The following is a 13,636-nucleotide window of genomic DNA, read 5'->3' as shown; positions in this document are numbered from 1 at the left end:
TCTGTAGCTGGTTGTTCGGGGTGCGATCTATGGGGCGAGGGATTCGGGCAGGTGGCTCCGCAGGTAGGGCAGCACACCCCGCTCCAGGAGGGCCTGCCGCCACTTCTCCCGGGCCCCCTCCACAGCGTCTCCGCCCTCAGGTCCCTGGCCGTCGAGCCCTCGGTCACTGCGCCGGCGGACGGCCGTACGCAGCGGAGGACGGAGGCCGACGAGTGCGGTCACCACCGCGGTGAGGGCGAGCACCCACCCGGCAGTGGTGACCGAAGCGGCGAACTCCGGCTCCGCATCGGCCAGGTGGAGTCCATATCCGATGAGCAGTAGGACGGCCGCGGCCGCGCCGGCCACCAGGGGCGTGAGCACGACGAGGGCGGGCCACAAAGCACCGTCAACGGTCGGAAATCTCTTACTCCGCAAGCCTTTTAGGCGCTCTGCGGCTTTCCGCACGGCGAGGTGATCGCGGTACTCGTCACTGGCGGCGGCCGTGATCTCCTCGGCCGCGGCCAGTGCACGGGCGTACAGGCTCGTGGAGGTCCTGACCGTGGGTTCGTGGCGCACCGCAGAGCGGATGTCGACGAGGCCAAGCGCCAGACGCAGCACCGACTCGAAGTCCGCTCGGTCCTCCGGACGAAGGCCGGGGGTGTTGGTCACACGGTCTCCCTGGCGGACTCGGCGGGCACAGTCCGGACGACCGGCTCACCGTACGGGCGGGTGAGGGCCGGGGCGCGACCCCCACCCTGTTCACGGGCGCTGGCCGTTGTCAGACATTGACGCCGAAGTCGGCGGCGATCCCGGAAAGCCCCGATGCGTAACCCTGACCCACGGCACGGAACTTCCACTCCGCGCCGTTGCGATACAGCTCACCGAAGACCATCGCGGTCTCCGTCGAGGCATCCTCGGACAGGTCGTAACGGGCGAGTTCGGCGCCGCCGGCCTGGTTGGCGACGCGGATGAACGCGTTGCGCACCTGCCCGAAGCTCTGCCCGCGGTTCTCGGCATCGTGGATGGAGACCGGGAAGACGATCCTGGTGACATCCATCGGTACGGCGGCAAGGTTCACCTTGACGCTCTCGTCGTCGCCCTCACCTTCACCCGTCAGGTTGTCGCCGGTGTGCTCCACCGAACCGTCCGGGCTCTTCAAGTTGTTGTAGAAGACGAAGTGCTGATCGGAGACGACCTTGCCCGACTCGTTCAGCAGCAGCGCGGACGCGTCGAGGTCGAAGTCGGCGCCGGTCGTCGTGCGCACGTCCCAGCCCAGTCCCACCAGCACCGCGCTCAGGCCCGGCGCTTCCTTGCTCAGCGACACGTTGCCGCCCTTGGCCAGGGAAACACCCATGATCCATCCCTCCACGCATGCGGTCGGCTCAGATCCGGGAAAGGATCCGAGCTAGAATCTACAACACTGTAGAAATCAACGAGAGGACGGCGCGAGCCGACTCCACCGAATGCGCCACGCGCCACCGCAGGCGAACAAAGGGCCTGGGATGAGCGGAATGTGACGAGACGCCAGACACGGCATCGCCGCGCTCCGGGCGAGTTGGAGGCTCAGATACAGGGGGTCCTTCATGCCACCCGTCGGCCGGTACCGACAGCCCGTGTGCGGGAGATGCTCAGCGGCGATCTCGCCCACACCGTCGCTGACCGCGCTGCCCCGGCTCCACGCCAAGAGAATGGCGCTCCGCGAGCGAGGAGGGCGCGCCTTTCTGTGGTCCGGACCCGCCGACGCCCTCGCCGTTCCGTGCACGCGCAAAGTGTTGGAGGGGCACGCGAACCGGCAAGCCGTGCCGGCACGGCTCCGCGCGCCCCTACCGGCGGCCGACGGACGGCCCCTGCGCGCTGCCGGACCCCGGTGGCTGGCCGGCCTCCGGCCGTTGCGGCACCTGCCGAAATCGGAGCCGGCCCGCAGTCGATACCGGACAGCGGGTCTGCCGCTCGCGCGCCGCGATCGGTGAAGAGAAACTGCGGTCACGGCTCTATACGATGTGAGGCGCACGTACGCGCGGAGCGAAGTGGGGTCGATGCGGGAGGGAAATCGAGGGTGGCGGAATCCCCTCTGCGTCGTCAGCGCAGAGCACAGGGCGAGTTGGAGACACAGGTCCTCTCGGCGCTGCATACCGCTGAAGGGCCGGTGACCGCGGGCTGGGTCCAGGAGCATCTGGCCGCCGATCTCGCGTACACGACCGTGATGACGGTCCTGGCCCGGCTGCTGGTCAAGAAGGCCGTCACCCGCAGACGGGAGGGCCGGTCGTTCGTGTGGACGCCCACCGCGGACGAGGCGGGACTCGCCGCACTGAAGATGCACCGCGTGCTGGACGGTGGACACGACCGAAGAGCAGTGCTCGCGAGCTTCATCACCACTCTGCCGATCGACGACGGGCAACTGCTGCGCGAACTGCTGGACCAGGCGGACAACGAGCCGGAGGCCTGAAGCAGTCATGGGTGTCTTCGTCTTTCTGCCGCTCGTGCTGCCATTGACCGCGTGGCCTATCGCGCGCCTGGCCGAGCAGCGTCTGCATCCACGTACCGCCACGGTGCTGCTGACCGGCGTGGCCGGTGTCATGGCTCTGTGCAGCACGCTGTGCCTGGCACTGCTGATGGTGGTCGGCACCGCGCAACTGCCCGGAAACCCGCTGCCGGACGGCTGGTCGGATCCTGAGGTGCGCCGGAGCGTGCCACGCCACGAGATCGCCGGGAAGGCCGCGATTCCCGCACTGATCGCGGTCGTCGTGAGTTGCGGCCGGGCCTTGCTTCGTCACTGTCGGGTACGGCGGCGCGCCCACGAGGCGCTCTCGGGCCTGCCGCGCACAGGAGTGGCGGTGCTGCCCGACAGCGAGCCGTACGCCTATGCACTCCCCGGCGGGCCGCGCGACCGGATCGTGGTCTCCACCGGCATGCTCGCCTGCCTCACCTCTCCGGAGCGCCGGGCCCTGTTCGCCCATGAGCGCACCCACCTCTCCGCCCGGCACCACCGCCACCTCCTGACCGTGCAACTGGCTGCCTGCACCAACCCGTTCCTGTGGCCCCTGCGCTCAGCGGTGACCTACATGGTCGAGCGATGGGCGGACGAGCAGGCAGCCGAGGCCATCGGCAGCCGCAAGGCCGTCGCCCGCGCGATCGGCAAGGCCGCCCTCGTCTCGGGCGGCGCCTCGCCAGCGACGCTCGCGTCCCTCGCCGCACCTGGCCCTCTCCCGCGCCGGGTCGCGGCCCTGCTCGGCCCGCCACCCACGGTGCACGCCTGGCCACCTGCCTTCACCACCGTGGGCCTGGCACTTTGGACCGCAACAGGGGGCGCCACCTTGTCTGCGCTGTTCTCGGCGAACTCGGCGATCACACTGGCACTGCTCCTGCGTGCGGCTACCCCGCTGTAGCTCGACGCCCACGGGCCGGCACCACAGGCCACCAAGCACCCGTCGTCGCTCTCCAGATTCCAGCCTCACATCGCTGTGGCCGACAAGGGTGCCCCTGTCGGCCACCGCGATGATCGCCTCAGAAAGTTCGAGTGATCACAGGTCGAACTCGTGCGGCGGCAGCCCCAGGGCGAAGCAGGCGTCGCGGACCACGGCGCGCTCCGTGGCGTCGAAGTCGCCGTCGGCGCCGCCGATGACGATCTGGATGACCGCGCGTGCCTCGGCGGGCTTCTTCTTCGTCTTGGCGATTTCCTGGAGCACGCTGACCTTGCCGAAGTCGAAGTCGGCGGTCAGCTTGTTCAGGTTGTCATCGAAACGGCGCTGGAGGTCCTCGGCGGGGAAGTTCTGCAGCACCTCATTGCTGAAGATCAGCTGCGCGACGCGCTGCCGCTCGGACGGGTCGATCTTCCCGTCGGCAGCCGCATTGCCGACTCCGACAGCTACGGGCCGCCCACGTCGCGTTCGAGAGCGAACCAGGCAGCCAACTCTTTTCTACAGCATTGTAGAAAATACCAGCGCAAACGGGCCCGCCCCGCGTCTCTGTCGGCACATGTCGCCCGGTGAAGTCTCCAATCAGGTCGGGCACTTGGCCGCCGTCGCGTTCGATGACTGTCCTTCCGCCGGTCCACGACGGGGCGGACACAGCCGCACGCCTCGTACCTCACCGCGCGGGCTAACGCGGGGCGTGACCACCTCTTCCCCCCACCTGGCCCTCCTCAAGACGCCCCAACAGGAACGGCAGGATCCCGCGCTCCATCAGAGCCAGTTCCCATACCTCTCGCGCCTGGTCCACATCTGGATGAGCGCCACCGGACAGTCCGTGCTCAGCGACGGGGCGGTTGCGTGCCGCCGCCATCAGCAACCAGACAAGATCACCGATCAACGCGCCGACGGCCACGGCGGCGGCGATCAGACCTGCCGTGATCAGACCCTCGCCAATGTAGGGGCGCCCACCAAAAGCACGCAGACCGAACCCGGACAGCAGGAAAAGGGCCGCTGCGACGCCCGCCAGGCTCGGCACGAACACCGCTAGAACCGGCAGAAGCCCGCCCCCGCCGCGTGCGCCAGCCGTCGCGGCACCAGAGGTGTCCTGCCGGCCGTCCCGCTCAGTGGCAACGGCCCTCGCTTCGCGATAGCCCTGATACTCGACGGCCACGGCGGCGGCGATGGCGGTACGCGCCTCAAGCGCCTTGGTGCGCAACTGTTCGCGGTTGAGTGCCCCGCCGCAGCGGTCCAGAGCGTCCCTGACCTGCTGGGAGTTCAGGGCCTGGTCCAGAAACCGCTCGAAAGTGGCACTGCTCTCGCCCCCTGAAGGCTCAGGATCCGGCATGTATCCCCCGATGAAAGAAAGCCTTGCGGCGTCCGCGTCCGTGCGGACCGGCCGCACGCGGTTGAGGTGGAAGGGTGGCGAGTCTAATGGTTCCCGGATTGCGCAACCTCTAAAAGGTTTCGCAGCCTGATGCAGCCGACGTACCGGGCGCTCTCGGTCACGTCCAACCGCTCCTCGTTCTCCCTCCCAACAGGCGACCCACCAGCCAGGCGCTGCAACCATGTTGGCCGCGCCGAATGTCGCGCGTCGTCCGCCCCACGCGCCCCGGCGCAACGCAGCGCAATCACGCCACAAGCGCGCTATGACCTCGATGAACAAGCGGGGTGGAGGCGCTGGGTTCGTCGTGCCACTCGGCTGGCCGTTGCGGGCGCTCTCACGAATTGACACTTCTGGCGGTCATCATTGCCGTCGTGGTAGTGATCGCCGTGGCGGCCGTGGCGGCGTCGATGTTCATGCGCCGCCGGAAGCTGCGTGAGCGTTTCGGCCCGGAGTATGAACGAACGATGGGGGATGCCGGCAGCCGCATGGCCGGCGAGCGTGAGCTCAGGGCCCGCGAGAAGCGACATGACGCGCTGGACATCAAGCCGCTGGACAGCACCTTCAGGGATCGGTACACCCGGGACTGGGCCAGCGCGCAGGAAGAGTTCGTGGACCGTCCAGAGGACGCCGTGCACGACGCGGACCGCCTGGTGACCTCCTTGATGCACGAACGCGGCTACCCGACCCAGGACTTTGGCGAACGGGCGGGCGGGGTCGTCCGGCGCTGCGGCGGCCTGGGGTGGCGCGACGGCCACCACCCCAGCCGCGGTCAGTAATAAAGCGGCCAGGGATGCCCATAGGCATCCGCTCCACCCGGGAGATCTTCTTCGAGCTACCAAGTCACCGCTCCGACCGGGGCTTCTCAGACAACCTCAGCGCGGTGGCGGGCCATTGGTCCCTGGATCTCGGTGGCGTGACCAGGGTGAGACGACCGGTGGCGGTGTCATAGCTGTAGCCCGAGACTCGAATACGGCCCGAGACGGACGGCGAATGCACGATTCTGTCGACGTCGATGGGAACTGTGACGGCCGGATCGGTGACCGCGGTGCCCCGCAGGGGCGTCTCCTCGAAGCCGCGCTGGAGGAAGCCGCGCGTCAGCTTGTCGTCAGCCATCAGGGCCGACCCGCAGTCGGTGTGGTGGATGACGGCCAATTCGAACCAATCGGCGTCGGGGGTCACAGTCTCGTGCAGGTAGCTGATCCACGCGAGATCGTCGAGGAACGACTGGTTTGCCCGGCCGCCGACGGTGCGTGCCACGATCGCGTCTCCGAGTCGCAGACCGAGGGTGGCTGCGGGGTCGACGCGAGGATCGATGCAGGTCAAGACATAGACCTGCTGGTTGGGGATGAACGGGATCTCCGGCAGGTGTTCCCTGAAATCGGTGGCCGCGAAACGCTTGTTGTTCTCGAGTAGCTTGTCGAAGTTGGTCATATTCCCAAGGTCGCAGCTTGGCGGGGTCGTGATCGTGCGGATATGGCCAGCTGTCGTCAGAGTCGCGCCATCAGCGCTGTCGTGCCGGGGGCCCGTCCGGGATACGGCGGTGGGTACGGCGGTATTCGGTGGGTGTCGTGCCCAGTGCGCGCGACATGTGCAGGCGCAGATTGCCTGCGGTACCCAGCCCGCATCGCTCGGCGATGAGGTCCACCGGTAGGTCGGTCGTTTCGAGGAGCCGTTGCGCCTCCAGCACTCGTTGTGCGGACAGCCAGCGCATCGGTGTCATGCGGGTTCGTTCGCGGAAGCGGCGGGAGAACGTGCGTGTGGGCATGCCCGCATGCCGGGCCAGGTGGGTCAGCGACAGCGGCTGGTGCATCCGCTGGATCGCCCATTCGAGGGTCCGGGCGAGGTGGTCGGCGTCGTCGTCGCGCGCATCCCTACGCGGGTCTTGGGCATGGTCGCCTGACCGGTGGGTGGCCACGACCATGCGGCGGGCCACCGCATCGGCGACGCCTGCCCCGAAGTCCGAGCGGACCACGTGGATGTAGAAGTCGACGCTCCCGGATTGACCCGCGCCGGTCAGGATGCTGCCACCGTCGACGAACAGTACGTCCGGGTCGAGCCACACGCTCGGACAGCGTCGGCGGAACTCGTCGGCTTCGCGCCAGTGGGTAGTTGCCCTGCGGCCATCGAGCAGACCGGCGGCCGCCAGCGCGAACGCGCCCAGACATACCGAAGCCAGGCGTGCACCACGTTCGTGGGCAGACCGCAGCGCCTCGCGCACGGCGGCGTCCGGTTCTACCGGTGGGTAGAAACCGGACACGATCACCGTGTCAGCTGTTGCCACGGCATCGAGGCCTGCCGCCGCGTCGATGGCGAAGCCGGTTGAGGTGGGGACCGGGCCCGGTCGCAGCCCGCACACGGTGAACGAGTAGTGCGCAGCTTCGTCGCGGAACCCGAAGACCTGAGCAGCGGTCGCGAGATCGAATGCCACGACTCCCGGCAACGCCAGTGCGACGACCACGTGTGGGCGCTGGTGCGGCCATGTCATGAGGCCACCTGGTCTGACAACACCGCGATCCCCTTCCGAAACATGCACGTTCCGACATCGCACGGTTGCGGCACCGCCATGCTCCAGCGTGACGCAACCTGCAGCGGTGCAAGACCGCCGCGGCAGGTGCCGTGCCCAGCCAGGGCACGGATACCGTTCACCGAGTTTCTGCGAATCTCAGTGATTCGCCCATTGCTGGGTGAAGGTCCCCGTCTCACTCGATACCAGGAGGTATCAATGCGGGGTAGACGCTTCAATGCCACCGGCCCCGCAGGACGGGGTCTTACGGTCGGCTCCACGTCCGTTTTCTGTCTCCGGGCCACTCCCGGCGACGTGGCGCTTCACGAGCGCGGCGAGGTTCAGTGCCGCGTTCTCATCCCGGTCGAGGACGAGTCCGCAGTGTTCGCATACGTACATCCGTATCCGGAGAGGCAGTTTGGGTGTCACTGCCTGGCATCCGGAACACGTCTTGCTGCTGGGGAACCAGCGGTCCGCCACTTCGAGCGTTCCGCCGTTCCACCGGGTTTTGTAGGCGAGTTGACGCCGGATCTCGCCGAACCCGGCGTCGGCCACGACGCGGGCGAGTCTGCGGTTCCTGAGCATTCCCGAGACGTTGAGGTCTTCCACCACGATCGTGCCGTACTCGCGGGCCAGGCTGGTGGTGAGCTTGTGGAGCGCGTCCCGCCGCAGGTTCGCGGTGCGGTAGTGCACCCGGTTGCGGGCCGCATCCGCGCGCTGCCAACGCTTCGAAGGCTGCTGCCCGGTGCGCCGGTCAGGGCCCAGCCGGCGGGCGGCCGTGCGGGACAGGCGGCCGAGCTTGCGGCGCGCGCTGTCGTAGTGTCTGGGGTTCTCGGCGGTCGGGCGGCCGTCGGAGAACACCGCGAGGTGCTTGATGCCCAGGTCGACGCCAACCACCGTATCCGCTCGGGACGGGGTACGGTCGGCGCGCTCGACTTCGCAGGTGAAGGACACGAACCAGCGGCCCGCCTCTCGGCGGACGGTCGCCGACTTCACCACCGCCGTGCCGGCCGCGATCCGGCGGTGCAGCTTCCGTGTGGACTCATGCGCCCTGATCGTTCCCAGGACCGGGAGCGTGACATGCCTGCGGTCGTCTTCCAAGCGGATCGTGCCGGTGGTGAACCGAACCGACGGCGTGGTCTTCCGCTTCGACTTGTAGCGAGGAAAGCCCATCCGCGGGCCCTTGCGCTTGCCGCGCCTGGAATCGGACCAGTTCTTCAAGGCCCGGGCGAGCTGATCCAGCCCGGTGGCGTACGCCTCCTTCGAGCATTCCGCCCACCACGGCGCCACCTCCCTCTTCGCTGCGTTCCAGGCCTTGCGCATGGAATACATCGACCAGCCGAACGACGGCGTCAGACCGGCCTCGGCGATGCCGTAGGACCGTTCCGCCTCCCGCTGCCCGAGGTTCGCTTTCACCTGCGTGATACCCCAGTTGAACGCCACCCGGGCCGCACCGGCATGCCGCAGCAGCGCCCTGGCCTGACCAGGCGTCGGGTCCAGTGCAAACCGGTAGGCATGCGTGACGATCACCCGATCAGGCTACCGGCCGCCACCGACAACCCCCCGACCATCAACGGAAGTTGACAAACGCTGAGATTCGATGACGAAGCCCACAGCAGTTAAGAACCCCCATGTCGACGCCATGGAGTGGGCCCCTTCCGATTCCGAAACGGCCCGTGCTGTTCGTGCCCTTGCGGCTCGCCGATGGCCGATCACTCGCCTCTGCGAGGGCGTATGAAGTAGGCGGATTGCCCTTTATATTCTAGTGGGTCCCTAGCTAGGGCGTGTCCGACGGGTCCCCTGACGGGACTGACGGTGGATCCGTTAGTGAGAACGAGGAGGGAGAGCAAGCTCATCGCGTGAGCACGCAGCCAGCCGCGACGCCGAGGAAGATCATGGCTCCGGCGAACAGGCCGACGATCAGAGATAGGCGGTGCTTCCGGGTGAATACCCTTGCGCTTTCCGGCCTTTCGGGGAGGTAGACGACCGGCATATGGGTTCCGAGGGCCATCCCCAGCCCCAGCCCCGTCGCGACGGGCCGGAACCTGACGGGGCGGCCCTGCCGGTCGGTGAACTCGATGACGGGCGTCGAACTATCGTCCCCCGGCCGATGCTCCTGGTCCACCACCACCCCCTCGGCGTGGAGCCCGTAGCGGCTCAGCCGCATCTGCAGCCGTGCCTCCCGCGCACCGGCCCACAGACTCGCCAGGCCCGCCAATACGGCCAGCCCGATACCGATCGTTTCACCCGCCATCCGTCCCCTGCTCTCCCTCGCGCAGCGCCCGCCCGGCACGGCCCGCGCATCAGGAGGACGCGGCACGCAGCCCGATGGTTCACGCAGGTGCGCGGGCACACCGGCTCCACGGGCTTCCGTGGCCGTGGCGGGGGGCCACGAAGGGCCGCCCCGCTCCCTGAAGCCAAGGTCATCACCGGAGCCACAGCCTGATCGCGGCGAGGGTGACCGTCCCGTGAAAGACGTAAGCCCGCTTGTCGCAGCGCATCGCCACGGCCGGTTGATCTTCAGCTTGTTGATCAGGCGCTCGACTTCGCTCCTGCGGGTGTACCGCGCCGCGTCGAAGCCTGTGAGCCAGCCTCCTGCGCTGCCGCGCCGCTGCCGGTTTGCCCGCCGGTTCTCCGGCTCGGGGATGGTGTGGCCGATCTGGCGGCGGCGCAGGTACGGCGGTTGCGCCGCGAGCTGTACGCTTTGTCGCCGCTCAGATGGTCCGGCCGGGTGCGAGGGCGCCCACCGGCCGGACGGGGAACGCGCACGCGTTCCAGGACCGGGATCAGCTGCGGGGCGTCGCCCCACTGGCCGGGAGTCACCAGCAGGGCCAGGTGACGCAGCCCGCCGTCACCGGCCAGGTGAATCTTCGTGCTGAGCCCGCCGCGTGAACGGCCGAGGGCTTCATCGGGACGGTGCTGGGCGGGGCGGGTGCGCTTGCCGGGTTTCCGCGGCGCCTTCTCTCGGGCGCCGGCGGCGTGCTGGTGAGCACGGCACACCGTGGAGTCCACGCCGACCAAGGACCAGTCGATCCTGCCCTCGGTATCGGCGTCGGCCTGGACAGCTTGCAGGATCCTCTCCCACGTGCCCTCACGTGGATTCGGATGCCCGTGTCACCCGTGTCACCCGTGTCGAGGATCCCGTCGACGCCCTGAGCTTGATCATTAACCTCGCTGCTGTTTCAGGCGGACGTGTTCGGTGAGGGTTTCGATTCGTTTCACGGTCTTTCCAGGCTCGTGACGTGGGGCTGGCCTGCGGTTCTTCGAGCCGGGTGGGCGTCCGGGTCCGGGCTTGGAGGGTCTGGGCACGTCGGCGGGACGGGCGGTCTTCACGCGGAGGTGGCGGAACCCCCGGCGGACTCGGGCAGGGGTGAGCCGATGAGGTTGCGCCGGCCGCTCCCAGGGCCGACGAAGATCCTCGGCGAGTGGCCGGGCAAGGCGGAGTTGGGTGTGGGCGGCGATGATCAGCCACGTCCACAGGTCGGCCGTGTGCGGATCGCGGACCTTGGGGACGGTCCAGCCCAGGGTCTGTTTGAACAGCCGGAAGGTATGTTCAAGATCGAATCTGCGGAGGAACGCCTGCCAGCGCAGGTCGACGTCTTCGCCGGTCATCCCGGTGCGCGAGGACCACAGCCATACCGGCTTCGGGTCGCGGTCACCGGGCAGGTGCGCAACTTTCAGCCGGATCAACGTGCCGTGGATCAAAGGGAGTTCGCCGCAGTGGTCGAGCCAGGGGCCACGGGCCTGCAATCGGGGGTGCATGCGGTCCCAGGCGAGGGCTTCGGCTGTGCCGTAGCGGGTGGTGTCGCACGTCGTGGCCTGGTCGGGGGTGTGCCAGGACTCCGGCTTGGAGAAGGTGAGGACGCCGCCGTGCTTGCGGGGCTGTCCGCCGCGCGGGGTGGAGCGGCGTGGGCCGACGTCCCGGAGCATGACGCGGTCCGAGCGGAGCCGGCCGACCAGCTCGACGGGCAGGTCGGCCAGGACGTAGGCGAGGCGGGTGACGTCGTAGCCGGTGTCCATGACGACGAGGATGTCCGCGTCGCCCGGCCGCCACTGCCCGGCGTGCACCAGCCGGGTGACCACCTCGCGCAGTTGGGTGGCGGTCACCGCGGTGGTGTCGTCGGACGGCCCCAGCCGGATCGCGTCCAGCACGGCCGTCCAGGACGTGCGTCCCGTCTCCAGCGCGGCGACGAAGGAGTAAGGCCAGCCGGGGATGAACTGATCCGCGCTGCGGCCCCGTCCGTAGACGTGGCAGAACAGCAGCTCCGGGCTGGTGGGGGCGTCGGGTCGCAGCCAGTTGCTCACGTCCACCGCGAGTACGATCCGCCCGTCGGCGGCACGCGGCAGCGGCGTGGAGGTCAGCAGCCTGCGCAGACGGCGCGGCTCCAGCCAGCCATGGTTGACCGCGTCGTACATCGCTCCGTGCCCGCGCCGGTGCTCGGCCGTGAGCGTCAGCTCGACCAGCGACGTCACTGGCCCGTCCGAGCACAGCACCGCGTCGGTGAGCTCGAAGAGCGCATCCGCCCGGGTGTAGAGGCAGTCGTAGAACTCGACACGAAAGTGGGACAGGACGCCCAACGCGGCGTCAGCGGACTGTTCAGCGGCGAGACTCTTCACCAGCGGCCGTTCCTTCACGCGACGTTGCTCGACACCTCGAAGCGTGAAGAACGGCCGCCCTGCTGTCCCGGGAACAAACCAAGATCAGCAGGTCGGGTGACCGGCGAGGTTAAAGATCAAGCTGAGGGAGCAATGTCCCCTACGCGGTGCGGTATCCATCCGCCTCACGGCCGACATCCCGACCGCCCGCACCTCCGTCCCGACCCGCGCGATCGACGCCGGCTCGCCCCCCTTCGGCCACGTCAACGACGCCGACTTCCGAACGAGACGAATAGGTGAGTTGTCAACAATTTCATTACACTGAGTGCATGAAGGAGACACCGCGCTGGCTCGACCCCGAGCAGAAGGCTGCCTGGGACAGTTTCATCCGCATGCAGGAGAAGCTCATCGGCCGACTGTCCCGCCGGGTGCAGACCGACTCCAAGATGTCCGCCGCCGACTACATCGTGCTCGTCAAGCTCACCGAAGCCGGCGGACGGCTGCGCTTCCTGGAACTGGCCAATCTGGTGGAGTGGGAGAAGAGCCGGATGTCCCACCAGGTCACACGGATGGCCAAGCGCGGACTGGTGGCCAGGGAAGACTGCCCCGACGACGGACGCGGAGCGTTCATCGTCGCCACCTCGGCCGGATACGCGGCGATCGAAGCCGCCGCTCCCGTCCATGTCGAGCACGTCCGCCGACTCTTCATCGATGCCTTGACGCCAAAGGAGCTCAGCACGCTCGCCCAGATCTCGAACCGCGTGCTGGAGCACATGGAGAAGCAGCCGGACTGACCGACGGACGGACGGGTCGGCCTCATGATGGGCCCCGGCAACGCCGGACGCGGTTGCGTACGCGGCATCCGGCGGCAACGGAATCGACAGCGCGCCACACGTCCGCGGTCCCACGCTTCGCCGAAACCGTGTGCGGCCTGTGCGTACTCTGGCGAGCTCTCTCGTGCCGCCAGATCATTGGGTTGCCACTGACGGTCTCGGAGGTGGGCATTTCGTCCTGTACGACGTCCAAGCGCTCGACGATCTCGCCCCGAGGGGCCCGGAAGATGCCCCCGACGAGGACCGCATGCATCCCTTACCGGGTGTCCGGGGCCTCCGTGAGTAGGTCGCGCAGCGTCTGAAGTCCTTTGGGCATGGTGGAGTTGTGCTTGAGCGAAGTTGGGCGGGGCCAGGCACTCCCACGGCCAGCCCTGCAGGCAGCGTGAGATCCGGCCGCCCGGGGCCAGGGGCGCGGCCTCCGGGCCAGTCGGCCGGATTCGTCGCCCGACTGCTCTGGAGCATCAGCCGAAGTTGTACACGGTGACGGTCAGGAATCCGCCTTCGGCGCTGATGGTGTACTCGCCAGGGCCTGTGCACGGCGCGCAGCCGTCGGCAAGGATGTCGTCGTCGTTGATGCCGGTGTCGTCCTCCCCCACGAAGGCGCACACCTCGATGACGGAGTGCGGGACGTATCGGTGTTCGGCGCCGCCGAACAGCAGATAGCGGTGCAGGGTGGGAGTGTTGATGTCCCGGTCCGGGTGTTCCCACAGGGCGGCCTGCTGGCCCCACGGGGCCCTCACCACGTCTGCGGGCCCAATGGCGACAGTGGGCTACGGGGTTGCGGAAGCCCCCGATTCGCTCCCCTTGTTAAATCCCCCGCAGGGATGGGACCGAAGCCCGCGCGGTCGGTGCGCAGGCACACGCGCAGCTGATTTCTTCCAAGGCCTCCCCCAGTGTCACCGGCAGTCGGCAGGTCACGGCGTGGAGAATG

The 13,636-nt window shown here is 68.2% G+C and carries 14 protein-coding genes and 1 pseudogene; 4 read left to right on the top strand and 11 right to left on the bottom strand.

All coding sequences use genetic code 11. The features are described from left to right. Positions 1-27: 27 nt before the first annotated feature. Complete coding sequence (locus FNV62_RS51030; RefSeq protein ID WP_143604727.1) at positions 28-648, bottom strand: hypothetical protein; 621 nt, start codon at positions 646-648, stop codon at positions 28-30. 109 nt (positions 649-757) lie between these two features. Then, the gene (locus FNV62_RS51025) at positions 758-1,333 is read right to left on the bottom strand and encodes a TerD family protein (protein WP_060894503.1); all 576 of its coding nucleotides are present in this window, start codon (positions 1,331-1,333) and stop codon (positions 758-760) included. A gap of 702 nt (positions 1,334-2,035) precedes the next feature. Here FNV62_RS51025 and FNV62_RS51020 point away from each other — a divergent pair. Continuing rightward, a complete protein-coding gene (locus FNV62_RS51020; protein ID WP_143604726.1) occupies positions 2,036-2,425 on the top strand; it encodes a BlaI/MecI/CopY family transcriptional regulator in 390 nt (129 codons plus the stop codon). Between the two features lie 7 nt (positions 2,426-2,432). Next, positions 2,433-3,365 carry a M56 family metallopeptidase gene (locus FNV62_RS51015; protein WP_143604725.1) on the top strand — a complete coding sequence of 311 codons (933 nt, stop codon included), beginning with the start codon at positions 2,433-2,435 and terminating at the stop codon, positions 3,363-3,365. 135 nt (positions 3,366-3,500) lie between these two features. Here the strand turns inward: FNV62_RS51015 and FNV62_RS51010 are convergent, their stop codons facing one another. Together FNV62_RS51010 and FNV62_RS51005 are read right to left on the bottom strand one after the other, a co-directional pair. Then, entirely contained in the window at positions 3,501-3,881 is a 381-nt protein-coding gene (locus FNV62_RS51010; protein WP_143630210.1) for a tellurite resistance TerB family protein, read from the bottom strand. 196 nt (positions 3,882-4,077) lie between these two features. Beyond that, positions 4,078-4,734: a hypothetical protein gene (locus FNV62_RS51005; RefSeq protein WP_143630208.1), complete on the bottom strand. Its 657-nt coding sequence runs from the start codon at positions 4,732-4,734 to the stop codon at positions 4,078-4,080. Positions 4,735-5,114: 380 nt separating this feature from the next. Between FNV62_RS51005 and FNV62_RS51000 the strand changes: the two genes are divergently transcribed. Continuing rightward, positions 5,115-5,549, top strand: coding sequence for a hypothetical protein (locus FNV62_RS51000; RefSeq protein ID WP_313905100.1), 435 nt, complete (start codon positions 5,115-5,117; stop codon positions 5,547-5,549). 64 nt (positions 5,550-5,613) lie between these two features. Here FNV62_RS51000 and FNV62_RS50995 read toward each other — a convergent pair whose 3' ends face one another. The 6 genes and pseudogenes from FNV62_RS50995 to FNV62_RS50970 all read right to left on the bottom strand — a co-directional run bounded on the left by FNV62_RS50995 (position 5,614) and on the right by FNV62_RS50970 (position 11,893). Continuing rightward, positions 5,614-6,204, bottom strand: coding sequence for a carbonic anhydrase (locus FNV62_RS50995; RefSeq protein WP_143630206.1), 591 nt, complete (start codon positions 6,202-6,204; stop codon positions 5,614-5,616). 70 nt (positions 6,205-6,274) lie between these two features. Beyond that, on the bottom strand, positions 6,275-7,231 hold the full coding sequence (locus FNV62_RS50990) for a GlxA family transcriptional regulator (RefSeq protein ID WP_225900705.1): 957 nt from the start codon (positions 7,229-7,231) through the stop codon (positions 6,275-6,277). Positions 7,232-7,492: 261 nt separating this feature from the next. After that, complete coding sequence (gene tnpB, locus FNV62_RS50985; protein WP_143630204.1) at positions 7,493-8,806, bottom strand: IS607 family element RNA-guided endonuclease TnpB; 1,314 nt, start codon at positions 8,804-8,806, stop codon at positions 7,493-7,495. Positions 8,807-9,128: 322 nt separating this feature from the next. Further along, complete coding sequence (locus tag FNV62_RS50980; RefSeq protein WP_143604720.1) at positions 9,129-9,530, bottom strand: DUF3592 domain-containing protein; 402 nt, start codon at positions 9,528-9,530, stop codon at positions 9,129-9,131. 172 nt (positions 9,531-9,702) lie between these two features. After that, positions 9,703-10,369, bottom strand: a pseudogene (locus tag FNV62_RS50975) (IS5 family transposase); the annotation flags it as partial. A 72-nt stretch (positions 10,370-10,441) separates the two neighbouring features. Further along, positions 10,442-11,893, bottom strand: coding sequence for an NF041680 family putative transposase (locus tag FNV62_RS50970; RefSeq protein WP_143604719.1), 1,452 nt, complete (start codon positions 11,891-11,893; stop codon positions 10,442-10,444). Between the two features lie 308 nt (positions 11,894-12,201). Between FNV62_RS50970 and FNV62_RS50965 the strand changes: the two genes are divergently transcribed. Beyond that, a complete protein-coding gene (locus tag FNV62_RS50965; RefSeq protein ID WP_054236208.1) occupies positions 12,202-12,666 on the top strand; it encodes a MarR family winged helix-turn-helix transcriptional regulator in 465 nt (154 codons plus the stop codon). Positions 12,667-13,166: 500 nt separating this feature from the next. On the opposite strand, the gene FNV62_RS50960 is transcribed toward FNV62_RS50965, so the two are convergent. Then, on the bottom strand, positions 13,167-13,448 hold the full coding sequence (locus tag FNV62_RS50960; RefSeq protein ID WP_143630202.1) for a hypothetical protein: 282 nt from the start codon (positions 13,446-13,448) through the stop codon (positions 13,167-13,169). Positions 13,449-13,636 lie beyond the last annotated feature (188 nt).

It is taken from the genome of Streptomyces sp. RLB3-17 (assembly GCF_007113425.2).
Lineage (GTDB): Bacteria > Actinomycetota > Actinomycetes > Streptomycetales > Streptomycetaceae > Streptomyces > Streptomyces mirabilis_D.
This window is presented reverse-complemented; position numbering and strand designations above follow the sequence as displayed.

Bases quoted from the DNA above. Each gene is read 5' to 3' on its own strand.
- FNV62_RS51015 (WP_143604725.1), top strand. From the start codon at position 2,433: ATGGGTGTCTTCGTCTTTCTGCCGCTCGTGCTGCCATTGACCGCGTGG.
- FNV62_RS51025 (WP_060894503.1), bottom strand. From the start codon at position 1,333: ATGGGTGTTTCCCTGGCCAAGGGCGGCAACGTGTCGCTGAGCAAGGAA.
- FNV62_RS51005 (WP_143630208.1), bottom strand. From the start codon at position 4,734: ATGCCGGATCCTGAGCCTTCAGGGGGCGAGAGCAGTGCCACTTTCGAG.
- FNV62_RS50995 (WP_143630206.1), bottom strand. From the start codon at position 6,204: ATGACCAACTTCGACAAGCTACTCGAGAACAACAAGCGTTTCGCGGCC.
- FNV62_RS50980 (WP_143604720.1), bottom strand. From the start codon at position 9,530: ATGGCGGGTGAAACGATCGGTATCGGGCTGGCCGTATTGGCGGGCCTG.
- FNV62_RS50965 (WP_054236208.1), top strand. From the start codon at position 12,202: ATGAAGGAGACACCGCGCTGGCTCGACCCCGAGCAGAAGGCTGCCTGG.